Genomic DNA, 24688 nt, shown 5'->3' on the forward strand with positions numbered 1-24688 from the left:
GCTAGGCCGGTTTGGAGACGGCCGCCGCGTGAAAGACATCGAGGCGTTCCTTGTAGGGGGGGTGTCCGAAAAAGGCCGAGCCCGAAACCAGGACGTCGGCTCCGGCGGCCAGCAGGGCGGCCGTGTTGTCCGGGGTCACGCCGCCATCGACCTGGATGCGGAAGGAAAGTCCCCGCTCCCGGCGCAGGGCGCTTAAGGCCCGGATCTTGTCCAGGCAGAAGGGGATGAAGGACTGGCCGCCAAAGCCCGGGTTGACGGTCATGATGAGTACCATGTCCAACTGGGGCAGCAGCCATTCCACGGCCGAAAGCGGCGTGGCCGGATTGAGCGCCACGGCCGGGGCCGCGCCCAGACGGGCGATCTCGGCCACGGCCCGTTCCAGGTGGACGGTGGCCTCGGCATGGACGCAGATGAGGTCCGAGCCGGCCGCCCGGAATTCGGCCAGATAGCGTTCGGGCCGCTCAATCATGAGGTGGGTGTCGAAATACAGCCGGCTCGTTTTGCGCATGGCGGCGATAAGCGGCGGCCCGAACGTGATGTTGGGCACGAACTGCCCGTCCATGACGTCAAGGTGGACCCAGGATAATCCGGCCGCTTCCAGGGCGGCCAATTCGTCGGCCAGCCGGGCGAAATCCGAGGACAGAAGCGAGGGCGACAAAATAAACGGCGGCGTCATGGCGGCTCCGGCTGAAGGATTGTGACGCGCACGGCGTCTTGATCCCATGGATAGACCGGCGGCCGCCCCGGGTCAAGGCAGGCAAGGCGGCGGCGGGCCGTTCGGGACCGTTGTCACAAATCCGCCCGAGGCGTATGCCGGAAATGGCCCGGAAACGGACGGCGTAACCGACGTCACGCGTTCTTGTCCCCCGCGTCACCGGACCGTAACGGAGCCTTCCTACCTTCACCACGTCACCTGGGGCAATTCGCGCCAACCTTGCGCGACCATCACTTTTCTACGGAGGATTCTCATGAAAAAGCTTATTGGCATCGTGGCCGCGTTTCTGATGATGGCCTCTACCGCTCTGGCCGACACCACCATCAAGGTCGACGGTTCCACCACCGTTCTGCCCATCATGCAGAAGGTCGTCGAGGCCTACATGAAGGCGCACCCCGACGTGAAGATCTCGGTTTCCGGCGGCGGCTCGGGCAACGGCATCAAGGCGCTCATCGACGGCGCCACCGATGTTGCCATGGCCTCCCGCGCCATGCAGCCCAAGGAACTCGACCTGGCCAAGACCAAAAACATCGCGCCCAAGCAGATCGTGTGCGCCGTCGACGCCATCGTGCCCGTGGTCAACCCGGCCAACAAGCTGACCGAGATCACCACCGACCAGCTCAAAGACCTCTACATGGGCAAGATCACCTCCTGGAAGGACCTGGGCGGCGAAGGCCCGGTGGTCGTCATCTCCCGCGACACCTCTTCGGGCACCTACGAGAGCTGGGAAGAGCTGGTCATGAAGAAGGAGCGCGTGTTCCCGGGCGCCCTCATGCAGGCTTCCAGCGGCGCCGTGGTTCAGGCCGTGAGCAAGAACAAGAACGCCCTGGGCTACATCGGCATAGGCTATCTCGACGCCTCCACCAAGGCCCTGAAGGTCAACGGCGTCGAGCCCACGGCCGAAAACGCCAAGGCCAAGAAGTTCCCCGTCTCCCGCGACCTCTACATCTACACCAACGGCGAGCCCGCCGGCGCGGTCAAGGGCTTGATCGACTTCCTGCTTGGCGCCGAAGGCCAGAAGCTCGTCAAGGAAGCCGGCTTCGTCTCGATCAACTAAGCCCCGCCCGCCCCACGAAGAACCCTTCGCGCCCCGGGCCGCCGCTTGAAGCGGCCCGGGGCGCGCTCCCGGGAGAGACGCCATGGCCATGTCGCGCCAGTCCAAGGACAACCTGATCCGCAACGCCTTTTTCCTCACGGCCTTAAGCTCCATCGTGGCCCTGGCCCTTATTATGCTCTACCTCTTCATCGAGGGCCTGCCGATCTTCAAGATCGTCTCGGTGACGGACTTCCTTTTCGGCCACTACTGGTATCCCACTTCCGAACCCCATGAGTTCGGCATCTTTCCGCTCATCGTAGCCTCGCTGGCCGTCACGGCCCTGTCCTCGGCCATCGCCATCCCCCTGGGCGTCATGACCGCCATCTACCTGGCCGAAATCGCCAGCCGCCGCACCCGCGACATCTTCAAGCCCATCGTGGAGCTGCTGGCCGCCCTGCCTTCCGTGGTCATCGGCTTTTTCGGCATGGTGGTGGTCGCGCCGTTTATCCAGGAAACCTTTGATCTGGCCACCGGGCTCAACCTTTTTAACGCCGCCATGATGCTGGCGTTCATGTCCGTGCCCACCATTTGCTCGGTGTCCGAGGACGCCATCTACGCCGTGCCCCGGGAACTCAAGGAAGCCTCCCTGGCCCTGGGGGCCACCCACTTCGAGACCATCGCCAAAGTGGTACTGCCGGCCTCGCTGTCGGGCATCTCCACCGCCGTCATGCTCGGCATGTCCCGGGCCATAGGCGAGACCATGGTCGTGTTGATGGTGGCCGGCGGCGCGGCCATGATCCCCACCTCGATTTTCTCCCCGGTGCGGCCCATGCCGTCGAGCATCGCCGCCGAAATGGCCGAGGCGTCCTTCCGCGGCGACCACTACCGGGCGCTTTTCGCCATCGGCATCGTGCTGTTCCTTTTCACCCTGGCCTTTAATCTCATCGCCAGCCATGTGGCCGAAAAGCACAAGCAGGTCGGCGCGGCCACCCTGTAAGCGACCAGGAGCGACATCATGAACCAGACCGCCCTCACCCATGCCGGGCTGGCCCGCCGCCACCGCACCCAAAAAATCATGTGGGGCGTTTTCGGGGCCTCCTCGCTCATCAACATGGCCGCCTTGGTGCTTATCTGCGGCTTTTTGCTCGTCAAAGGCTTGCCGGCCATCAGCTGGTCGTTTTTGACCGAAATGCCCCGCGACTCCATGACCGCCGGCGGCATCCTGCCCTGCATCCTGGGCACCCTCTATTTAAGCCTGGGCACCATGTGCGTGGCCTTTCCCCTGGGCGTGGCCTCGGCCATCTATCTCAACGAATACGCCCGGCCCGGCCGCACCCTGCGGCTGATCCGCCTGGGCATCAACAACCTGGCCGGCGTGCCCTCGGTGGTCTTCGGCCTGTTCGGCCTGGCCTTTTTCGTCACCTTCTTCGGCCTGGGCGTGAGCCTTTTGTCGGGCATCCTGACCCTGTCCATCCTCGTGTTGCCGGTCATCATCGGCACCGCCGAAGAGGCGCTCAAGTCCGTGCCCCAGACCTACCGCGAAGCCTCGCTGGGCCTTGGGGCCACCAAGTGGCAGACCATCCGGCTGGTGGTCCTGCCGGCGGCCATGCCCGGCATGCTCACCGGCGCGATCCTGGGCCTTTCCCGGGTGGCCGGCGAAACCGCGGCCATCATGTTCACGGCCTCGGTCTTTTTCACGCCCTACCTGCCCACAAACATCACCGATTCGGTCATGGCCCTGCCGTACCACATCTACGTCCTGGCCACGGCTGGGACTGACATCGACCAGACCCGGCCCCTGCAATACGGCACGGCGCTGGTGCTCATCGTTCTGGTCCTCGGCATGAACCTCGGGGCCATCCTCTACCGGGCCAAGCTGCAAAAGAAGCGGTAGTACGCGAAGAGAAAGCAAGAAAAGATGCCTCCGGCGGCCGGGGGCCTGAGGCCCCCGGACCCCCCAGTTGAAGAAAGGGGATAAGGGGGAGGCAGGAGGGTGCGTTTGGACGGTAGGTTGGTCCGAACCGGCACGGCAACGAGCCGGAAAAGATGAAAAAAGGCGGCGTGGACGCGTAAGGCGTCCCGCCGCTTTTTGTTTGGCCCGGGACTCCGGGCCGGGACTTGTCCGCAAACGCCGGCCCGGCCCGGCGAACCAGGGAGGCTTCGCATGACCGACGGCGGCGACGCGACGGGACGCAAGAACTACGTCCTGGACACCAACGTGCTCATCGAAAATCCGCAATGCGTGCTCAAGCTGCGAAACGGCGTGGAAAACGCCATCCACATTCCCTACCACGTGCTCATGGAGCTGGAGGCGCTCAAAAAAACGCCCAAGCTGCGCCATATCGTGGCCAACGTCATCGGCGTTTTAAGCGATAACCGCGACCACATCCACTTCATCCAAAACGACAAGAGCCATTCCGCTTTCACCGACATCGTCGACAACCACATCCTCGACGAAATCCAGGCCTCCACCATCGATGACCCGGTGCTGGTCACCAACGACCGAATCCTCAAGCTCCAGGCCGAACTGCGCGGCATCAAAAGCGAGGAGCTGCGCGACTCCAAGCCCTTCGAGTCGGAATCCCAGCGCTACACCGGCTTCGTGGAAGAGGGCGAGGACATCGTGCCCAACTGCTTCAGTTGGCGCGAGGGCAAACCCGTGCTCCACGCCCCGGACGGCGAGCGGGTCATCAGCCACACCTGCGACGTCTGGAACGTGCGCCCGCGCACGGTCTACCAGAACCTGGCTCTGGAACTCATCATGGCGCCTCACATCGACCTCGTCTCCATCCAAAGCGAGGCCGGCTACGGCAAGACCTTCCTGGCCCTGGCCGCCGCCCTCTACGCCGTGCAGGAGAAAAAGCAGTTCGACAAGATTTTCGTCTTAAAGCCCACCATCGAGATCGGGGCCAAGATGGGCTACCTGCCCGGCGACGTGTCGGAGAAGATGGAACCCTACGTGAAATACGTCTTCGATCTGCTGGTCAAGCTCCACCGTTGCCGGGCGGCCAACAAGGTCTTCCTCAACCCCAACGATGAGATGCTGCGGGTCAATCCCAAGAAGTTCGAGATCCTGCCCCTGGCCTACGTGCGCGGCATGAACATCGAAAACGCCTTCGTGGTCATCGACGAGGCTCAGAACCTGGCCCGCTCGGAAGTCCGGGCGCTTCTGACCCGCATGGGCGAAGGCGTCAAATGCGTGGTCCTTGGCGACACCTCCCAGGTGGACAACCCCTATCTCAACGAGGCCAACAACGGGCTCAACTGGATCGTGCGCAAGTTCAAGGGGTTCCCCAATTACGCCCACATCGTGCTCAAGGGCGAACGCTCGCGCGGGCCTATTACCGATATGGTGCTTCGATCCAAGCTCTAGCGTCCTTGGCGGCTTCGCGCCGGCCCATCCAGGAGGACGGGCCGGCGCGTATGATGCGGAAGTGAGGGGCTATCAGCGTCCCATTCTCTGTCCCATGCCTTGTCCCATGCCCGGGCCCATGCGGCCTTGGCCGCCTCCCTGATTGGCCGGTCCGGCCTGCATCCAGCCGCCCATGCCCTGGCGGCCCCGGGCGGCCTGATTGTTGTTCCAGGCGGCCATGCGCCGGCCCTGGCCGCGTTCGCCGTAGGCGGCGTTGCCGTAGCCGGGGCAGACGCTGGACGAGGCGTCGGTCGAGGTCCAGCCGCCCATGCCGGAGCCTCTGCCGTTTCCCATGCCGCCAGCGTACACGCTTCCGGCAAGAAGCGTCATGGCCAGGAACGCAACAATGCCCATGGTCCGTTTCATCAGGTGCTCCTTTGCGCCAGGACAAGGTCCTGGCTGAGGTTGCGGTTGCCCTGATGTTGAGCAAGATGCGGGCCATGGGCCGAGGATGGGAAAAAAGAGTTATATTAGGACGTTACGTTGCGTCGTTGGAGCGCGCCACGTTCTAGGAACGTACAGAATTCATACGGGGTGGTCAGGAACGATACGGCCCAAGCGTCTCGTGGTCGTCCGGCGGCGTCTCTTCGTGCTCCCGGGGGAGGGATACGCTGACGGTGGTGCCAGCGGATTCCGACACGTCGAGGCGGATGGTCCCGCCCTGGCATTCGGTCATGAGCCGGGCCGAGTAGGTGCCCAGGCCATTGCCCTTGGTTTTGCCGGCCGTGGCGTATTTCTCAAAAAAGATCGGGAGGATCTCGGCCGGTGGGGGGCTGGGGTTGGCGATGGCGAAGCCGGCCTGGTCGCCGGCGGCGAAAAAGCCCACCACAACCGTGGCCCCGGCCGATTCGGCTTCCAGGGCGTTTTTGAGCAGGTTGCCGGCCGTGGTCTGGACGAGCAGCGCATTGCCCAGGGCAAAGACCGGCGGCTGGTCCGGCGGGAAGGCGACGGGCACGCCCCGGGTCCGGGCCAGGGGGGCGAGCATGTCCACCGCCGTGGCCACGATGTGGGCCAGATCAATGCGCTGCAGGTCGGGCTGGAAGGTCCCGGTTTCCATTTTATAGAGGTCCAGGGACAGGTCGATCTGTTCGAGCATGAACCGGCCGGCTTGTTCGATCTCGGCCAGGATGTCGCGTTGCTCCTCGTTGACCTCGCCCAGGGCGGCCACCAGTTCGGGCAGGTTGACGATGCTGCCAAGGGGCGCCTTGAGGTCGTGGCGCATGATGCGTTCCACGTCCTCGCGCACGCTCTCCAGTTCCTTTCGCGCGGTGATGTCGTCGAAAATCCAGATGGAGCCGGCTTGGGGGGCGGCCGGATCGATGAGGCGGCCGTGAACGGCGCACCACAGCGTGCGGCCGTCGGGGTTGCGGAAGCGTTCCTCCACCGAGGCTTCCTGGCCGGCGGCCACGGCGGCCAGAATCTCCTGCCGCAGGGCGGCCCGGCGCTGTTCGTGTTCGTGGACGGCTTCCAGGGGGCGGCCGGCCAGGGTGGCCGGGTCCAGGGCGAACAGCGCCCCGAACCGGGCGTTGGCCCGGATCACCCGCCCCTCGTGGCCCAGGTGCACGATGCCCACCGACGAGGCGTTGAAGATGGCCTCCAGCTCGGACATGAGCCGGGCCAGACGCTCTTCCCGCGCCTTTTGTTCGGTGATGTCCTCCTTGACCGCCACGTAGTGGGTGACGACTCCCTGCTCGTCGCGGATGGGGGAGATCGACGAATCTTCCCAGTACAGCTCGCCGTTGCGCTTGCGGTTGCACAGCTCCCCGCGCCAGATGCCGCCGGTCTGGAGGGTGTCCCACATGGCCTGGAAAAAGGCCCGGTCGTGGACGCCGCTGCTGAGCACACGGGGGGTCTTGCCCAGGGCTTCCTCGGCGCTGTAGCCGGTCAGGGCCGTGAAGAAGGGATTGACGTATTCGATGGCGCCCTCGGCGTCGGTGATGACGATGGAGGCCGGGGACTGCTCCACGGCGGCGCGCAGCAGGCGCAGGCTGCGTTCCTGTTCGTGCTGCAGGGTCACGTCTTCCACCGAGGCGATGACCGGGGTGGGGTCCTGGCCGGCGGCCACCGGGTTGAACATGGCCCGCAGCACGCGCGTGCGCCCGCCCAGGACCGAGGTGTAGGAGCCTTCCATCCGGGTCGCGGTTCCGGCCAGGGCGGTGGTCAGGGCCTGGCGGGCGGCCTCGGGCATTTGAGACAGGACGTTGGCTCCGCAGGCCACATCTTCGGTCGTGCCGACGATTTCCAGGAACCGGGCGTTGCATTTGAGGATGGCCCCGTTCGGGGCGAAGGCTACGAGTCCCAGGGGCGAGTTGTCGAAAATGATGCGCAGGGTGTTTTCCTGCTCGGCCAGGGCCTCCTCGGCCTGATTGCGGCTGGTGACGTCGGTGCAAAAGCCTTCCACGCGCAAGGTCTTGCCGGCGGCGTCGCGCACGGCCCGGGCGTGCAGCGACACCCAGATGACGCGGCCGTCCCGGGTGCGGCGGCGGGTCTCGTGGCCGGACAGGGAGCCGCGTTGTTCCAGCAAGGCCATCAATCTGTGGCGGTCGGCGGGGTCGACGTACATCTGGCTTTCGATGTCCTTCACCTGGCGCAGCATGTCCTCGGGGTCGGCGTAGCCGTACATGCGGGCCATGAAGGCATTGACCGTGAGGTAGCGTCCCGTGGGCAGGGAAGTGAAGATGCCCACCGGCGCGTTGTCGTAGAGATCGCGCAGGGCCTTCTCGCTTTGGCGCAGGGCGTTTTCGGCGGCCAGGCGGTCGGTGACGTCGTAGACGTAGCCGCCGACCCCGGTCAGCCCGCCGGGCAGGGGCACGGGAAACTTGCGCACCTCGAACACCCGGTCGCCCAGGGTTTCCAAGGCCGTGAGCATGGCCGCCCCCTGCTGGGCGGCCAGATCCGAGCGGCGGCATTCGGCGAGCAGCTCCGGCGGCATGACGGCGGCGTCGTCGCGGCCGATGACGGCCTCGGGGGGCAATCCGTAGAATTGGCACAGATTGCGGTTGACCACCAGATAACGCAGGTTTTCGTCCTTGAAAAAGGCCATGCCGCTGGTGGCGTCGATAAAGGCCTGATAGCGGGCGTCACTGGCGCGCAGGGCCTCGTTGGCCGTGGTCAGGGCCATGGTGCGCTCGGCCACGGTGCGCTCCAGGTCTTCCTTGGCGGCGTCCAGGGCGGCCGTGGCCCGGGCCACCGCCTCGGCCAGCCGGGCCGGCCAGGACAAAAGCAGAAACAGCGCCGCCGACAGCACGACCCACGAGGCGAAGCCGCCTGCCAGAAGCGGCGGCGGCACGGGCAGCCGGGTCCAACCGCCGGCCGGCATGGTGGCCAGTTCCCAGGTCCCGCCCGGCGTGTCCAGATGGGCCAGGACCGGAGCGTCGCCAAAGACGGTCTGGTCGCCGGCCAAGAGGCGAGCGGTTCCGGTGTCGGCATCGGTGGCCCGCACGGCCAGCCGCAGTCCCGAGGCGGGGGTCGCGGCCAGCTGGAAAAATTCCTTGGCGTCGAGAATGACCGTGGCCAGGCCCCACAACCTGGGCGGCCCGCCGTTTTCGCCGGGAAGTTGGACCGGCAGGCGCAAAATGAGGCCCGTGCCGCCCTGGAGCAGGGGCACGGGACCGTCGAGGACCGGGGTATTGTTGTCGATGGCCCGGCGCAGGGCCAGCATCTGGACCCTGGGCAGGCTGTCGGCCAGACGCAGGCCCAGGATGCCGCCGTTGTTGATGGTCGGGTAGAGGTGGGAAACGGTGAGGTCGCGGGCGAGCTGCAGGGAGCGCACGTCGGGCAGGCCGGCGGCCAATCCCGAGGCAAAGACGGAAAAATCCTTTTCGTCCACCTCCGGCCGGGTGGCGGCCAGGGCGGCCAGGGCGCGCAGGATGACCAGGCGGCCGGCCAGGGCGGCGTCCAGGGTGAGCCGGGTTTCGGACAACAGCAGACTCGCTTCGGCGCGCTTCTCGGCGGCGTAACGGTCGGCTTGGGCCCCGTAGATGAGCAGACCGGCCGGCAGCGTGGCCAGGGCCGCGCCCGCAAGGGCGATGGCGGCGCAGATCACCGTCCTGAGGCGGGCCTTGACCATGCGGAAAACGTCTCCTCACTGCCGTGAAACGGGGTCCGACCCGGGCGGCCCGGACCCCGCAGCATGAAGAGCATAGCCCCGGCGGCCAGGGCGTGGCAAGAGGGATTGAGCGAACGTGCCTTGCTCTACAAAAAGAGCCAGACGGCGGCCAGGCCCGACAGGCTCATGGTGATGGTGTAGGGCAGGGCTTGCTTGACCATTTCGCCGTAGGACAGGCGAATCAGCGGGGCCAGGGCCGAGGTCAGAAGAAACAGGAACGCGGCCTGACCGTTGGGCGTGGCCACGCTGGGGATGTTGGTGCCGGTGTTGATGGCCACGGCCAGCCGGTCGAAATGGGTCAGGGTGGCGATCACGGCCGGCCGGGCGGCCTCGGGCAGTCCGGCCAGCACCGTGTCGCGGCTGTTGGCCGGATCGGCCAGCCGGGCCAGGAGTTCGGAGCCGGACAGACCCAGGCCGGGCACGGCGTCCAGGAGCTTCACGAAATGGGCCTTGGTCTCGGTGATGTAGACCGTGGCCACGAACACGTTGTCGCTGATCATGGAGAGCAGGCCATTGGCCAGGTAGTAGGCGGCGGTCTGGGTGCGGCCGGAAAGCGACAGCACGAAGTTCGTCACCGGGGCGAACAGGTGCTGGTCGTGGATGACGGCCACGATGGCGAAAAAGACCACGAGCAGGGCGGTAAAGGGCAGGGCTTCGACAAAGGCGTGGCCGATGCGGTGCTCTTCGGTGACGCCGCAAAAGGCGGTGAGCAGGATGATGATGGACAGGCCGATGACCCCGACTTCGGCCAGGTGCAGGGCCAGGGCGGCCACGAGATAGACGGCGGCCGCGCCCTGGACGTAGAGGTTGGCCCGCTGGCGCTGGGTCATGGCCGCGTCGCGCCGGGCGTCCTCGGCGGCCAGCACCCGGCGCACTTCGGCCGGCAGCTTGAAGCCGTAGCCGAAAAGGGAAAACCGCTCGACAAGGACGGTGGTGGCCAGGCCCACGACCAGCACCGGCATGGACACCGGCGCGACCTTGAGAAAGAACTCCCCGAAATGCCAGCCCATTTCATGGGCGATAAGCAGATTCTGCGGTTCGCCGACCAGGGTGCACACGCCGCCAAGGGCCGTGCCCACCGCGCCGTGCATCATGAGGTTGCGTAAAAAGCCGCGAAACTGGGCCAGATCCCGGCGACAGGCGTCGCCCATGCCGACGTCTTCGCCCAACCGGCATTTCCCGGCCGAGGCGTGGCGGTGGTAAACCTCGTAAAAGCCGTAAGCCACGGCAATGATGACGGCGGTGACGGTGAGCGCGTCGAGGAAGGCCGAGAGAAAGGCCCCGGCGAAGCAAAAAAGCAGCGACAGGGCGATTTTTCCCCGCACCTTCATGAGGATCTTGGTGAACACGTACTGAAGCATATCCTTCATGAAGTAGATGCCGGCCACCATGAAGATCAAAAGCAGGATCACCGGAAAATTGTGGGCCGTCTCGTTGTAGAGGGCCTGGGGCGTTGTCAGCCCCATGAGCACGGCCTCCAGGGCCAGCAGGCCCCCGGCCGGCAGCGGATAGCAGGACAGGGCCATGGCCAGGGTGAAGATGAACTCGCCAATGAGCAGCCAGCCCGTCACAAAGGGGCCGACTACAGCCAGCAGGATGGGGTTTACAACCAAAAAGGCGAGGATGGTCAGCTTGTACCAGTCCGGCGAGTTGCCGAGCACGTTGGCGAGAAGGGCCCGGGGCAATGTCCGCGGCATGGGCGAGACTCCTTGGCGTTGGCGGTGGCGGGGAAAAACCGCCGCATCCTAGCCCAGGCCGCCGCCAAGTCCAAGGCGCTCGAACTTGGGGACAGCTTTGCCAACACGCTGCCCCGACGTGATTTTTTTTCTTTCCTTCAAGTCGGGGCGGTTAGAACGGGAAACTTGTTTTCTCACGCCCCGGTTGCGGCCGCCGATTGATTGGCTCTGGCCTTCTTCCCAGCCTGGCGCAGAACCTCGGCCAGGGCATCGACGTCGGCCGGCTTGTCCAGCACGGCGAAGGCGCCAAGGGCCAGGCAGGCCTGGCGTTCTGCCGGGCCGGCCGCTCCCGAAAGCACCACCACTTCCAGGTCGGGCCGGGCGGCCTTGGCCCGGCGCAGGGCTTCGAGGCCGTTTATGCCCGGCAGCCGCAGGTCCAGCACCAGCACGTCCGGGGCCTCCCCGGCCACGGCGGCCAGAGCCGTCTCGCCGTCGAACACGGCATGGACCCCGATCTGGCGCAGGCTCAGGCGGTCGGACAGCGTCTGGACGAAATCCCGCTCATCATCCACCAGCAGCACCCGGGACGGCATGTCGAAATCCGCCCGCCGATAAATGTCGGACTGGTAGAAGCCCTTGCCCACCTTGACCAGCACGTCGGCCACGCCGGGCACGGCGGCGGCGATGGCCCGCAGCTCCCGCTCCAGGCTCGACAACAGCAGCACCTTGCGTTCGATGGTGAGGCTCACCAGCCCGTCGTGGGCGGCCACGCGCACGTCGTGGCCCTTGGCGGCCAGGGCGGTCTGGACCTTGGCGGCCAGGAGAAAATCGGCCGCGGCGGCCCGGGTGGCCTCGGTGGGCTGCACGGCGGCGTCGCCCAGATGCCCGACGAGGCAGTCCACGGCGGCCGCCAGGGGCAGCTTGTCCATGGGCAGGACCATGTCGAAGAGCATGGGGTCCCAGGGATCGGCCGACCCCGTGGCCCGGGCGGCCAAGGCGACCCGGTCGGCGTCGGCTGCGGCCAAAAGTTTGCGCGCGCTCTGGGCGTCGTGGCCGGCCTCGGCGGCCAGACGGCGTCTGGCCGGGGCGTCGGCGATCAGGCAGGCCCGCAGGATGTGGCCGATGGCGCGCGGCGGCAGCAGGGCGCAGCCGCCGACCAAAAGCAGCGCGTCGTTTTCGGCCAGCCGTTCGGCCAGAACCAGACGCAGCCAGGCCAGAGCCTGGTTGGTTTCGTGGGTGAAGCGGTCAAAAACCGAGACCTTGGCGGCAAAGGCCCGGGCCACGGCGGCCGGCCCCAGGCCCGAGCGCTCCCCGGCCTGGCGGATGCAGGCATCATCTGTGACGACGGTCAGGTTCGCGGCCGCCGCCAGGGCGTCGGCCACGGCTTTTTCCTGGCAAAACGCGCCGTGAAACAGGGAAACAACGGGCATGGCGACTCCTTGACGGCCGCCCGGCGGCCGGGGGCCAAACGACAACAGCGTCCCGCTTGCGGGAGCGGACCTGGGCGGCATGGGCCGCCGGGGGCTGATTCCTTCACCCGGCGGTCCGCGTTGTCAAGACCGGCGGCAGTAAGCGCTCCGGGCCGTTTGCGCGGTTCGCGCGTCGAGGGCCAAGAGCATGGACCGATTTTGGGAGCCGTTGTCTCGACCGATGGCCTTTGCGTTGACGCCTGCGCGCCGTTTGTCTACCATCTACGTATGGATGCCGCTCCATGCCTGCGGCGCTTTGGCCGCAACACCGCAGGAGGCCTTACCCCATGAAACTCACCACGCGAAGCCGCTACGGCACGCGCATGATCCTCGACATGGCCCTGCACGGGCAAAACGGTCCGGTGCGCATCAAGGACATCGCCGCCCGCCAGGGCGTGTCCGTGAAATACCTGGAGAAACTCGTGCGCGACCTCAAGGAGGCCGGTTTCGTGCGCAGCCGGCGCGGGCCGCGCGGCGGCCACGAACTCGACAAGCCCCTGGACGCCATTTCCGTGGGCGCCATCGTGCGGGCCCTGGAAGGCGACCTGTCGCTGGTCGAGTGCGCCGACGAGGCCGGCCCCTGCCCGCGCCAAGCCGACTGCCTCACGCGCGGCGTGTGGATGGAGGCGGCCCGGGCCATGCATGAAAAACTCGATTCCATCACCCTGGCCGATCTGGTGGCCGGGGCCACGGGCTGCGCCCTGGGCGCGAACGCGGAGCCGGTCGCCATATAACGCTTGAACGAAGCCGCCGTTGTGACCTAGTATCGGGAAGTGTCCCAAAGACCCAACCCGTGAGGCGATGCGAGGCATGAACGGCGGAAACGACGACGGCGCGGGCGTGCTGCTGGCGGCGGCCGGGACCCGGGTTCCGGACGGGCTGGCCGGGGAGCTCGCGGCCTTGGGCCATGCCGTCGGTTCCCTGGAGGCTCCCCCGGCCCGGCCCGTGGCCGGGGTGTTGGCGGCGGCCCCGGGCGGCTTGGAGGCGGCCGAAGGCATCCTGCGCGACTGGCGTTTGCGCGGGCTGGCCGCCGTGTGTCTGGCCGAGGGCGGCGACGCGGCCTTTTTGTCCGCCCTGGCCGACTTGCGGCCCGCCGCCCTGCTCACCCTGCCCGTGTCCCGCCCGGTCCTGGCCGTGGCCCTGGACGGGGCCGCCAGCCAATGCGGCGAGGACGTGGGCGAGCGGCTGGCCGTGCTCAAAAGCCTCATGGACGCCGCCGTCAATCCCATCTACGTCCAAGACACCGCCGGCCACTACATCGGCGTCAACCGCGCCTTTGCCGCCTTTCTCGGCGTCACCATCGAAAGCGCCCAGGGGCTGACGGCCGCGGCGATCTTTTCCGACGAGGTCGGCGACTATCTGGCCGAGCGCGACCAGGAGATCCTGGCCCAGGGCGGGGTGCAGCAGTTCGAGGTGGCCCTGGAAGACGCTTCGGGCCGGGAGCGCCATCTGGTCTTCCACCGGGCCCGGTTCGAGGACGCCGGAGGCATCCCCCAGGGCATCGTCGGCGTGGCCACCGACGTCACCGACAGCAAGCGGGTGGAAAAGGATCTGCGCGACGAGCAGGAAGTGCTGCGCCGCATCCTGGCCGGCATCCGGGCCGGCATCTTCATCATCGACCCGCGCACCCAGGTGGTTGAGGACGTCAATCCCATGGCCGAGGAACTGTGCGGCCGCGCCCGGGAGGAACTCGTCGGCAAACGCTGCGGCGACATCGTCTGGACCGATCCCGAAGGCCGGCCCCTGCCTACCTGCTCGGTGCTGGCCGAGCGCAACATCTTAAACGAGGAAATGCGCCTCACCCGCCCCGACGGCCGCATCCTGCCGGTCATCAAGACCGTGGTCACGGCCAAGCGCCGGGGCGATCTGCGGCTTTTCGAGATCGTCTTCGACGTCAGCGAACGCAAGGCCCTGGAACGCCAGCTGGCCGTGGCCCAGAAGCTCGAATCCATCGGCGAACTGGCCGCCGGCATCGCCCACGAAATCAACACCCCCACCCAGTACATCGGCGACAACCTGCATTTTCTCTCCACCGCCTTTGACGGCGTGAGCAAAGCCCTGGCCAAGGTCGAGGCCGTGGCCCGCCGGCTGGCCGAAGGGGGCGGCGCCGCCGCCGCGTTGGCCGCCATTGAGGCCGCCCGGGTCGAGGCCGACGTGGATTTCCTTCTCGACGAGGCCCCCCGCGCCCTGGAACAGTCCGTGGAAGGCGTGGCCCGGGTCACGGCCATCGTCTCGGCCATGAAGAAGTTCTCCCATCCCGGCGGCGAGGAAAAAACCGCCGTGGACCTCAACGCGGCCGTGGAAAACACCGTCACCGTGGCCAAAAACGAGTGGAAGTATACCAGCGACGTGATCCTCGAACTGGACCGGACCCTGCCCCCGGTCTACTGCCACCCCGGCGATTTCAATCAGGTCATCCTCAACATCCTGGTCAACGCCGCCCACGCCGTGGCGGAAAAGGTCAAGGGCACCACCGACAAGGGCCGCATCGTCATCCGCACCGAGGCCGACGGCGCCGCCTTCAAGCTGTCCGTGGCCGATTCCGGCATCGGCATTTCGGCCGAGAACCGCCGAAAGATCTTCGATCCCTTCTTCACCACCAAGGAGGTGGGCAAGGGCACGGGCCAAGGATTGGCCATCACCCACAACATCGTGGTGACCAAACACGGCGGTTCCATCGATTTCGAATCCGAGCCGGGCAAGGGCTCCACCTTTGTCGTGCGCGTGCCCTTCGGCTCGCCGCCGCCCGCCCGAAGCGCGCCAGGGGAATTGTCGTGAAAACCCGCATCCTTTTCGTTGACGACGAGCCCAACGTCCTGTCTGCCCTGCGCCGCATGTTCCACGACATGCGCGGGGAGTGGGAGATGGATTTCGCCTCGGACGGCCCGTCCGGGCTGGCCATGATCGCCGAACAGCCCTACGACGTGGTGGTGGCCGACATGCGCATGCCCGGCATGGATGGGGCCATGTTCCTGCGCGAAGCCCAGGTCCACAACCCCGGGGCCATCCGCATCGTGCTGTCGGGCCACTCCGACCGGGACATGATCCTGCAGACCGTGCGCCCGGCCCACCAGTTCCTGCAAAAGCCCTGTCAGCCGGCCGAACTCAAGGCCGTCATCGCCCGGGGCCTGTCGCTTCGCGAAGTCTTTCTCGACGACCGGGTCAAAAACGTGGTGGCCCGCCTGGACCGGCTGCCCACCGTGCCGCGCCTCTATGCCGCGCTCCTGGACGTGCTCTCCAAGGAGGACCCGTCCATGCGCGAGGTGTCCGGGCTCATCGCCCAGGACGTGGGCATGTCGGCCGGCGTGCTCAAGCTCGTCAACTCGGCCTTTTTCGGGCTGCGCATCCACGTCTCCAGCCCGGCCCACGCCGTCAATCTGCTGGGCCTGGAAGTGGTCAAGGCCCTGGTGCTGGGCATCGGGCTTTTCGACCGCTTCGACAAGGAGGCCTTTCGCGACTTCGATCTGGAAAAACTCTGGAGCCACTGCCTGGGCACGGCCCGCTTCGCCCGGGCCATCGCCGAAACCGAGGACGCCCCGGCCGCCGTGCGCGAACACTGCTACATCGCCGGGCTGCTGCACGACGTCGGCAAGCTCGTCATGGCCACCAACTTCCCCGAGCGCTACCAAGAAGTCATCCGGGCCTGCCAGGCCGGCGAAGGCACCATCCTCGACATGGAACACCACATTTTCGGCGCCTCCCACGCCGAGGTCGGGGCTTACCTGCTCGGGCTTTGGGGCGTGGAGGACGAGGTGGTGCGGGCGGTCTACCTGCACCACGAGCCGGGCCGCGACCGCCGGGCCGGCTTTTCGGCCCTGGCCGCCGTGCACGTGGCCAACCGCCTGCAACACGAAATGGTGATCTTCAGCCCCGACTACGCCATCAATCCCCTGGACGAACTCTACCTCACGGCCTCGGGCCTCGACGCCCGGCTGACCGAATGGCGCGCCGCCTGCCAGGCCGTCCTGGACCAGCCCGGCCGGGATGACGACTGAGCGGAAGTATAGAGAAGAGAAAAGAGGAAGATGCCTCCGGCGGCTGGGGGCCTGAGGCCCCCAGCCCCCCCGAATAAAGGGGGAAAGGGGGGTGTGACGTGCGCCTTTCTGCGGGGCGCGCTGCCAAAAACCTGAAACCACGCTGCGGCCGTAGCCGGCCAGGCGGCGGGGGAGCCATGGAACTGTCCGCGCAACTGTCTGGAACCTGCCTGGTGGCGACGGTCGGCGTATCCGAAGTGGACCATACCGTCAGCGACGACTTCCGCGACGCGCTGTTGTCCCGCTACGAGCGCGCCGGGGCCGTCGATCTGCTCTTGGACCTGACCCAGGTGGCCTTCATGGACAGCAAGGCCATCGGCGCCATGGTGTCGGTGCGCAAAGCCGTGGCCGCCAAGGACGGGCGCATGGGACTGTGCGGCCTGCACCCCCACGTCGCCAAGATCGTGCGCGTGGTTACCCTCGGCGCGATCTTCGACGTCTTCGCCGACGCCGGCCAGGGCCTGGCCCAGTATCGGTGAGGAAGGAAGACGGGAAGATGCTCCGGCGGCTGGGGGCCTGAGGCCCCCAGACCCCCCAGCCGGGGAAAGGTTCCAAGGGGTTTTGACCGGCGGCTGAGGCTCTCGCCCCATTAGACTTGGCGGTCGCCCGGAGCCAGGCGGCGCACGGCCACCATGGCCAGGTCGTCGTGGAGAATGCCCATGCAAAAGGGCAGGGCCGTTTCGATGATCTCGCCGATGAGGTCGCGCGGGGCCGTGCCCGGCCGCAGCTTCCCCAGCACCCGCTCCTCCCCGAAAAATTCCCCTTCCGGCGACCGCAGCTCGGTTAGGCCGTCGGTGTAGAGAAACAGCGTGTCCCCAGGCGCGAAGGTCGTGGTTTGCGGCGTCCAGGCGCAGTCCGGCAGGATGCCCAGCGCCGGCCCTTGGGACGGCAGCTCGGTCAGCCCCGAGCGCCCCAGGACATAGACCGGCACGTGGCCGGCCGAGACCACCGTCAAAAGCGGGGCGGCCCGGTCGATACGGCACAGGGCCATGGTCATGAACATGTTGTCGAGATCGCCGCCCAGCAGCAGGTCGCACAGCATGGCGTTAAGCGAAGCCACCAGTTCCACCGGCCCCAGCCCGGCCTGGCGCAGGGAAACCAGATAGCCCTTGCAGGCGGCCATGAGCATGGCCGCCGAGGCCCCGTGGCCGGAGATGTCGGCCATGAGCACGTACACGGCCGCGCCGTCGTCCCAGGCGTCGTAGAAATCGCCGCCCACCTGTTCCTGGGCCTGATAGACCGCCGCCGATTCCAGGCCCGGAAATTCGAGATCCCGGGGCAACAGCTGGCGCTGGACGCAGCCGGCCAGATAGCGTTCCCGGGTGAGCAGGTCGTTTTGGCGACGCAGTTCCTGACCGAGGCTGGCGAGCTTGAGGTGCAGGTTGATGCGGGCGGCCAGTTCCGAGCGGTGATAGGGCTTGGGCATGAAGTCGTTGGCCCCGGCCGACAGGGCCTCGGCCCAGACGCGCCGGTCGGTCTCGGCGGACAGGAAAATGATGGGCACGTCGGCCAGGCGCGGATTGGCCCGGATGCGGCGGATGACCTCGATGCCGTCCAGGCCCGGCATAACCAGATCAAGCAGGATCAGGTCGGGATGGCGGGTTTCGGCCAGGGCGACGGCATCCAGGCCCGTGGCGGCCTCAAGGACGTCATAGCCGAACAGCGAGGCCACATGCCGTTTGAGCACTTCCCGGAAGATCGCGTTGTCGTCGGCGATGAGCACCTGCGTCATGGCTTCGCCTTTTATTGCTCCAAAACGTCCAATCCAACCACGCCCCTTCCCCCATTTGGGGGGCCGGGGGCCTCAGGCCTCCGGCCGCCGGAGGCATCTTCCTCCTGCTCTCCAACTACTTAGGAACCAACACGTAGGCCTTGGCCGTGCCCTTCATGAGGCCGGCTTGATGGGCGGCTTTTTCGCCGGGGCCGAGGTAGAGGTCGAAGTGGTTGCCCCGCATGCAGCCGGTGTCCTGGGCCATGACGAAGCCGGTGAAGCGTTCGACGCCGGGGCCTGTGCCGGGCGGGTAGCCGGGCAGGTCGCCGTCCACGGCCAGAAGCGAACCGTAGGGCATGAATCCCGGGTCCACGGCCACGCTGGCGTGGGGGGTGACGGGCACGCCCATGGCCCCCACCGGCGTGGACTGGGAGGCCTTGAAAAAGATGTAGCTCGGATTCTTGGTCAGATATTCGCGCACCTGGGTCGGGTTTTCTTCCAGGTAGCGGCGGATGCGCTGCATGCTCATCTCTTCTTCGGGGAAGCAGCCTCGTTCCACCATGACGCGCCCCACGCCCACATAGCGGTGGGCGTTTTTACCGTCGTAGAGGGCGTAGACCGTGGAGCCGTCCTCGATGTAGCGCAGCTTGCCCGAGCCTTGGACATGCAGGAAAAACACTGCGATGGGGTCCTTGGCAAAGCCCAGTTCCAGGCCTTTGCCGGACAGCGCGCCGGCGTAGTCGATGGCGTCGCGGCTGTGGTGTTTGCCGGCCCCGCCGGGGTTGCGGTAGATGCCCCAGACGTAGGGGCCTTGTTTGGTGCGCGAAACCTCGATGGTGGGTTCGTAGTAGCCGGTGAGCAGGGTATCGGTGGAGAGCGGAACCCAGGTGAAGTATTTGGACAGCACCGACGGGTCTCGGTCCAGTTCGGGCAGGATGCGGCGGAAGGTGGTCAGTCCCTGGTGGAGCTGGCCCCAGGTCAGGCGCACGCCGGGCTGGTCGATGGCGACGTTTCCGGCCGGCTTGCGGGCCACAAAGGCGATGGAGCGGTCCACGGCCGGGGCCAGGGAGGCGAAGCTCGGGATCTGCTGGCTGGCCGGGCTGATGCGGGTGTTCCAGGGCGTGGTCGGAGCCGGCGCGACCGGGGCGCGCATCTGGGGCGGCGCGCCGGCCGGGGCTGTTCCCGGCGCGGCCTGGGCCGGTCCTCTGGCAGGCGCGGCCGGCGGCACGTCCTCCACGCCGGCGCAGGCGGTCAGACAGAGCAGGGCGGCAAGACACAGGGCCAGGGCCGACAGGCGGGCGGGGGGCGTGGTTGGGCACATCATCTTTTCCATATAACGCGGCGGGCGGCCCAGGGGAAGGGGCCGGCCCGCCGGGGCGCGATGGTCTCGCTCCTGAACAATAATGGTTCCAGCCTGTTGCCCGCGAAACGCCGGCGGCGCTTTTCGTGGACGCGGCGCTAGAAATTGAGGATGCGGTCGGCGGCCTTCATGGCCGCGTAGAGGAAAGGCATGTTGGACAGGGTCACCGGCGCTTTCGCCTCCACGCCGTGGAGGCCCAGGCACTTGCCTCAGGCGGCGAGCACGCCTTCGCTTAAGCCAAAGAGCTTGGCCTGCTCGGCGATGGGGAAGGTCGGGCTGTCGCCAGCGGTCAGGTCCACGGCCGGGCCATTTAAGAAGATGGTGACGTCCTCGCCTTCGTTAAGCAGGAAATTCCCAAAGCGCACGGCGTTCCATTTGATCTCGGGATCGGGGCTGGAAAGCACGATAAGTATTTGCATGACTGATGCCTCCTGGCAAAATCGATAGATAAAATCGATGGCAGGAGCAAGCCGTGAAAAAGGCCGGCCGCGCCCGGAGGGGCGTGGCCGGCCGATGATTTGTCCAACAGACGGGGTGCGGAAGCCGGTGGTGCCGTCAATCACGGTGAACGAGCGCTTGGCGTTCGGCCAACAGAGGACCGCTCCCGCTGAACGCCCCTTTCCCCTTTTCTTCCAGTTGGGGGGTCTGGGGGCCTCAGGCCCCCAGCCGCCGGAGGCCTCCCAGTTAGGGCACGGGATTCTTGCGGGCGTAGGCGAGGAGGTCTTCGTAGATCTGCTGGCAGGTGGCCACGGGCACGTCCGGGGCGTGCAGCACGGTGGGGCGTTCCTCGCTGAAAAGGGCGGCCCAGGGTTTGGTTTTCAGATCTTCCCAGGCCCCGTAGCGGCCGTAGCTGATGACGCCCTGGACGGTTTGCAGGCGCAGGTCGAAGGATTCGTAGGCCATGGGATTTTCGTGCAGGACCTGGGGCCGGGAGGCGTGGAACGGGCCGGCCTGGGCCGAGAAATAGAACCAGCCGCCGATCTGGATGTCGCCGAACCAGCGGTCGCCGTCTTCCAGGCGGTCCGATTCCATAAGAAGCGTTCTGAAGTCTTCGGCCATGGGCGGTTCTCCTTTCTAGATGTGGACAGGTCTTCTAGCCCGCCCGCCCGGCCCGGGTCAACGCCGGGACAGGGCCAGCAGATAGTTGAAGACCGCCGAGACGTAGCGACCCGAGGCCACGTCGGGCAGGGCGAAATGGGGCAGGGCCTCGCCCACGGCCGTGCCGGCCAGGGCCACGAACACCTGGCGCGACAGTTCGCCCAGGGCCGGCTCCAGGGTCTTGTCCCACAGCGCGGCCTGGGCCACGGCCGGCGCGCCAAAAATCCGGCAGGCCACCGGCCGGGAGTCGAACACGAGACAGACGCCGTCGCGGGACAGCGGACAGCGCCGCGACCAGCCCGACACGCACAGTTCATGGGAGCCGCCGTAGCGCTGGGTCAGCTCGTCCATTTCCCGGGCCGCGCCGGCCGCGTCCTCAATGACGGATTGGCGCACTTGGCTCGTCAGGCCCACGTCGATGGTCCGGGCCAGGGCCACGGCCTCAATCAGCGACAGCCACAGCGGCCGGCGGCAGCAGGCGTCGTTGTCGCGGCCGCAGGCCGGGATATCCCCGGCGGCCTCCTGGGCCATGGCGGCCAGCCCGGCGTAATCGGCCAGAAACGGCCCCAGATCCACGGGTTTGCCGGCTTCCAGGCGCGGTTCGCGCACGGTGAGCTTGCCGGCCGCCTTGCCGTAGCGGCGAATGGTCCACCATTGGTTGAAATTGGCCGGCTTGGCCCGCAGCGGCCGCAGCACCCGGGCCGCGCCCATGTGGCCCAGGCCCCGGCGCAGCAGATAGGCGTTTAAGACCGTGCCGGTGCGGCCGATGCCGTGGCGGCAGTGGATGAGCACTTTTTTGCCCAGATAAACGGCCTCGTCGAGCCAGCCCAGGGCGTCTTCCAGGGCGGGAAGGTCCGGGGCGCATTCGTCGGGAATGGGCAGGTAGCGCACCTCGAAGCCGGCGGCGGCCTCGATTTCGTGGAGGTCGCAGAATTCCGCGCACAGGTTGAGGATGGCGGTCACGCCCTGGGCGCGCAGGGAATCGAGCTGGGCGTGGGACATGGGCGCGCCGCCCACGGCCAGATGGTCGGTGACCCAGGTCAGGGGATAGGCGGGAACGTTGGCCATGAAGCACCCTTTTCGTCAGTCTGGCGTGTCCGCGTCAGAGGCCACGGGCCTTGCGTCGCGTCTTCGCAAGAGCCGGTGGCGTTTGGCTGGCGAGACGAGAAAACCACTGTGTTTCTTAAAAAATACATGCGTATTTGTTAAGGGTTGCCGCGCTACCTGTCAGTCCGTTCCAGAAAGTCGGCCACCCAGGCGTCGGCGTCGGCCTCGGTGGCCAGGCGCATGTCGAGCATCCGGGTGGCGGCCAGCAGGCAACCGAGCATGGCCAGCCGTTTTTGGACCACGTGCTCGGGCAGGCGCGCCAGCGAGGCGTCAAGCAAGTCGCCGGCGGCCCGCACGGTGAAGCCGAAGTGCGTCAAGGCCCGGCGCACGCAGGACAGGCGCAGGGAGCGCTGGTCAAAGCCCGCGCCGCCGCCCTTGAAGCGGAAATTGACGTAGTTCTGGCTGTCGTCCGGGCCGCACAGGGCGTCCACCACGGTGAAATGGTAACCAAAGCGCAGCATGACGTGGGCATAGGCGTCGGAGATGACGGCGTAGCTGGCCAGGTGCTTGGAGTCGTTGAAAAAGATGCCGGCGCTGGTGCGGTCGAAGGCTTCGTCGTCGGTGATGGGCGGTCCGGCCGGCCAGGGGGCGTCGTCGGCGGCCAGGCCCGACCACAGAGCCCACATGGGGGCGCACTTGATCTGGTCGGGGCGGATTTCCTTGTCCCCGGCCGCCGACTCGAACACGCCGCCGCCGAGGTCCAGGACGTACATGGTCAGGGGCAGATGGCTGCGCAGCCGTCTGGCCGAGGCCAGCCCCCGGCCGGAATCGCCGACCAGGGAGAACATCTCGGTGACGGCTTTTTCGTGGGCAAAGCGCACGATGTCGTGCAGCGAGCGCACCTTGGCCGGGGCGAAATCCGGCGAGGAAGGGTCGGTCAGCGTCAGTCCGGCCACCAGCGGGATCAGCCGGGCTAGGCGCTCGGCCACGGGCGAACCGTCGGCTGCCCGGGGCGCGGCCGGCCGGTCGAGCAGGGCCGGCACGCGGCCGGGATAGACGCAGCCGGCGTCGGCGTCCACGGTGACCTCCAGGCCCTCGGGCAGGGCTTCGAAGGCCTCGGCCATGCCGGTGATGACCGGCAGGCCGAACTCCCGGGCCACCGAGGCGAAATGGCCGGCCCGGCTGCCCGAAACGGCGACCACGGCGGCCAGCCGGTCCACGGCCCGGGCCAGGACCGTGGGCAGGGTGTGGGTAATAAGCACCGTGCCCGGCGCGATGTCGTCGATGTCCAGGACAGCTGAGGCGAGCCGGACCATGCCGGCGGCGCAGCCGCCCGAGGCGCGCATGCCGCTGCACAAAAGGGGCGTTGGCGCGCCGGCCGGCCGGGTTCTCGGGGAGGCCTCGGGCAGGCTGTCGGCCTGGGCTTCCACGGCCATGGGCCGGGTCTGGAGAATAAAGGGCGCGCCGTCCTGGTCGATGGCCCACTCCACGTCCTGGGGCGCGCCAAAGGTCTTTTCCAGACGCAGGGCCAGGGCGGCCAGCCGGCCGGCCGCTTCCTCGGAGAGCACCTCGGCGTCCAGGGTCTGGCGGTCGAGGAGAAAATGGGGCGGATCGTGGGACAGGGCCAGGCGTTCCGGGCTGGCCGTGCCTTCGACCAGAGCCCCGCCCAGGCCGGGCACGGCGTAAACGGCCATGGGGGCCTCTGGGTCGGCGCTGTCGCGGGTGTAGAGCACGCCCGAGGCGGCGGCCGGCACCATGGGCAGCATGAGCACGGCCATGGGCGTTTCCTCGTCGGCGTAGCCGGTGAGCACCCGGTAGGTGATGGCCTTGGCCGTATATTTGCTGGCCAGGACCTTCAGGTAGGCGGCCACGGCGTCTTCCGGCTCCACGCCAAGCAGGCTCTCGTACTGGCCGGCGAACGAGGCCCGGCCGTCCTCGGCCACGGCCGAGCTGCGAAGGGCCAAGAGCATGGGCTGGCCGCCCGGGCCGCGCCCCAGCCGCCGGGCCGCCTCGGCCAGGGGCACGGCCACTTCCTCGGGTACGCGGGCGCGGATAATGAGCTCCCGGGCGGCGGCGGCGGCCTCGGCCACCTCGGCCGGCCGGGCCAGGTCCACCCGGCGCAGGATGCGGTCGATGGCCGGGCGCAGTTCGCAGGCTTCCAGCAGGTAGCGGAAGGCCCCGGTGGTGGCCACGAAGCCCTCCGGGGCCGGAACCCGGGCCTCGGCCACGGCCCGGGCCAGGTTGGCGGCCTTGCCGCCGGCCCGGGCCACGTCGCCGGCCAGCTCGGCCAGGGGCAGGACAAAGGGCGGCGACATGTCGCCGGACGGCAGGTCCAGGGCCATCTGGACGTAGAAATCCACCTTGCGGGCGTATTCGGGCAGATCGAGATGGCGAGCCGGGGCCAGGCGGGCCAGGCGCTCCACCAGCTCACCCACCGAGGTGCGCAGCCGCCGGGTCAGATGGACCACCCTTGTCCAGTCCACGGCCGCGCCGCCGTAGTGGACGTCCTCCAGGGCGGCGATGAGCTCCAGGCAGGCGTCGTCGTAACGCAAAAGCTCCCGGAAGGCGTTGTACTTCTCGCGCAGCAGCACGCCCGGGGCAAAGACCTGATAGGTCCAACGGCGGAAAAGTTCCTTGGAAAACACGCCTTCTCCCTAACCGGCGGCCAGTGCCTCGGCCACCTTGCGCTCCAGTTCGTCCTTGTCGATGGGCTTGACGCAGTATTCGCAGGCCCCCAGACGCACGGATTCCCGGGCGGTCTCCAGGGTGGGGTAGCCGGTCAACATGATGACCCGGGTTTCCGGGGAACGCTTGCGGATCTCCTCCAGCACTTCCACGCCGCTGAGTTTTTTGAGCTTCATGTCGAGGATGGCCAGGTCGGGATGCTTCTTGGCCACATGGGCCAAGGCGTCTTCTTCCTCGGTGAAAACGGCCACGCGGTGGCCCTTGCGTTCCAGGATGCGCTTGATGACGACGCCGGCGTCGATGACGTCGTCGAGAACGATGATGTCGGCCATGGACG

The 24688-nt window shown here is 67.2% G+C and carries 20 protein-coding genes; 8 read left to right on the forward strand and 12 right to left on the reverse strand.

The features are described from left to right. Position 1 precedes the first annotated feature (1 nt). Positions 2–676 carry a ribulose-phosphate 3-epimerase gene (rpe, locus tag C3Y92_RS03235; protein ID WP_129349448.1) on the reverse strand — a complete coding sequence of 225 codons (675 nt, stop codon included), beginning with the start codon at positions 674–676 and terminating at the stop codon, positions 2–4. Positions 677–968: 292 nt separating this feature from the next. On the opposite strand from rpe, the gene C3Y92_RS03240 reads away from it, so the two are divergent. The 4 genes from C3Y92_RS03240 to C3Y92_RS03255 all read left to right on the forward strand — a co-directional run bounded on the left by C3Y92_RS03240 (position 969) and on the right by C3Y92_RS03255 (position 5124). Then, a complete protein-coding gene (locus C3Y92_RS03240; RefSeq protein ID WP_129349450.1) occupies positions 969–1772 on the forward strand; it encodes a PstS family phosphate ABC transporter substrate-binding protein in 804 nt (267 codons plus the stop codon). Between the two features lie 82 nt (positions 1773–1854). Beyond that, positions 1855–2748, forward strand: a complete 894-nt coding sequence (pstC, locus tag C3Y92_RS03245; RefSeq protein ID WP_129349452.1) for a phosphate ABC transporter permease subunit PstC — start codon at positions 1855–1857, stop codon at positions 2746–2748. 18 nt (positions 2749–2766) lie between these two features. Beyond that, on the forward strand, positions 2767–3645 hold the full coding sequence (pstA, locus tag C3Y92_RS03250) for a phosphate ABC transporter permease PstA (protein ID WP_129349454.1): 879 nt from the start codon (positions 2767–2769) through the stop codon (positions 3643–3645). A gap of 270 nt (positions 3646–3915) precedes the next feature. Continuing rightward, on the forward strand, positions 3916–5124 hold the full coding sequence (locus C3Y92_RS03255; RefSeq protein WP_129349456.1) for a PhoH family protein: 1209 nt from the start codon (positions 3916–3918) through the stop codon (positions 5122–5124). A gap of 72 nt (positions 5125–5196) precedes the next feature. Here the strand turns inward: C3Y92_RS03255 and C3Y92_RS03260 are convergent, their stop codons facing one another. The 4 genes from C3Y92_RS03260 to C3Y92_RS03275 form a co-directional block, all read right to left on the reverse strand. Then, on the reverse strand, positions 5197–5529 hold the full coding sequence (locus C3Y92_RS03260) for a hypothetical protein (protein WP_165352058.1): 333 nt from the start codon (positions 5527–5529) through the stop codon (positions 5197–5199). Positions 5530–5701: 172 nt separating this feature from the next. After that, the gene (locus C3Y92_RS03265) at positions 5702–9232 is read right to left on the reverse strand and encodes a PAS domain S-box protein (RefSeq protein WP_129349458.1); all 3531 of its coding nucleotides are present in this window, start codon (positions 9230–9232) and stop codon (positions 5702–5704) included. Between the two features lie 125 nt (positions 9233–9357). Further along, the gene (gene nhaB / locus C3Y92_RS03270; RefSeq protein ID WP_129349460.1) at positions 9358–10968 is read right to left on the reverse strand and encodes a sodium/proton antiporter NhaB; all 1611 of its coding nucleotides are present in this window, start codon (positions 10966–10968) and stop codon (positions 9358–9360) included. A 173-nt stretch (positions 10969–11141) separates the two neighbouring features. Further along, a complete protein-coding gene (locus C3Y92_RS03275) occupies positions 11142–12377 on the reverse strand; it encodes a response regulator (protein ID WP_129349462.1) in 1236 nt (411 codons plus the stop codon). A gap of 326 nt (positions 12378–12703) precedes the next feature. Between C3Y92_RS03275 and C3Y92_RS03280 the strand changes: the two genes are divergently transcribed. The 4 genes from C3Y92_RS03280 (at position 12704) to C3Y92_RS03295 (ending at position 16929) form a co-directional block, all read left to right on the forward strand. Next, positions 12704–13150: an RrF2 family transcriptional regulator gene (locus tag C3Y92_RS03280; protein WP_129349464.1), complete on the forward strand. Its 447-nt coding sequence runs from the start codon at positions 12704–12706 to the stop codon at positions 13148–13150. Positions 13151–13226: 76 nt separating this feature from the next. After that, entirely contained in the window at positions 13227–15194 is a 1968-nt protein-coding gene (locus C3Y92_RS03285) for a PAS domain S-box protein (protein ID WP_235669596.1), read from the forward strand. Further along, a complete protein-coding gene (locus C3Y92_RS03290) occupies positions 15191–16411 on the forward strand; it encodes a response regulator (protein ID WP_129349468.1) in 1221 nt (406 codons plus the stop codon). Before C3Y92_RS03285 ends, C3Y92_RS03290 begins: the two co-directional genes overlap by 4 nt. Before the next feature lie 176 nt (positions 16412–16587). Beyond that, a complete protein-coding gene (locus C3Y92_RS03295) occupies positions 16588–16929 on the forward strand; it encodes an STAS domain-containing protein (protein WP_129349470.1) in 342 nt (113 codons plus the stop codon). Between the two features lie 110 nt (positions 16930–17039). Here the strand turns inward: C3Y92_RS03295 and C3Y92_RS03300 are convergent, their stop codons facing one another. The 7 genes from C3Y92_RS03300 to C3Y92_RS03330 form a co-directional block, all read right to left on the reverse strand. Beyond that, positions 17040–18182, reverse strand: coding sequence for a PP2C family protein-serine/threonine phosphatase (locus C3Y92_RS03300; protein WP_129349472.1), 1143 nt, complete (start codon positions 18180–18182; stop codon positions 17040–17042). A gap of 115 nt (positions 18183–18297) precedes the next feature. Beyond that, a complete protein-coding gene (locus C3Y92_RS03305) occupies positions 18298–19482 on the reverse strand; it encodes an MltA domain-containing protein (RefSeq protein WP_235669597.1) in 1185 nt (394 codons plus the stop codon). Between the two features lie 137 nt (positions 19483–19619). Beyond that, positions 19620–19940 (reverse strand): DsrE family protein, encoded by a 321-nt coding sequence (locus C3Y92_RS03310; RefSeq protein ID WP_235669598.1) that lies wholly within the window; start codon positions 19938–19940, stop codon positions 19620–19622. A 265-nt stretch (positions 19941–20205) separates the two neighbouring features. After that, positions 20206–20580: a hypothetical protein gene (locus tag C3Y92_RS03315; protein WP_129349476.1), complete on the reverse strand. Its 375-nt coding sequence runs from the start codon at positions 20578–20580 to the stop codon at positions 20206–20208. 57 nt (positions 20581–20637) lie between these two features. Further along, entirely contained in the window at positions 20638–21687 is a 1050-nt protein-coding gene (locus C3Y92_RS03320; protein WP_129349478.1) for a protein-tyrosine phosphatase family protein, read from the reverse strand. A 152-nt stretch (positions 21688–21839) separates the two neighbouring features. After that, entirely contained in the window at positions 21840–24311 is a 2472-nt protein-coding gene (locus C3Y92_RS03325; protein WP_129349480.1) for a PEP/pyruvate-binding domain-containing protein, read from the reverse strand. 9 nt (positions 24312–24320) lie between these two features. After that, on the reverse strand, positions 24321–24683 hold the full coding sequence (locus tag C3Y92_RS03330; RefSeq protein WP_129349482.1) for a response regulator: 363 nt from the start codon (positions 24681–24683) through the stop codon (positions 24321–24323). Positions 24684–24688 lie beyond the last annotated feature (5 nt).

The organism is Solidesulfovibrio carbinolicus, assembly GCF_004135975.1.
Lineage (GTDB): Bacteria > Desulfobacterota > Desulfovibrionia > Desulfovibrionales > Desulfovibrionaceae > Solidesulfovibrio > Solidesulfovibrio carbinolicus.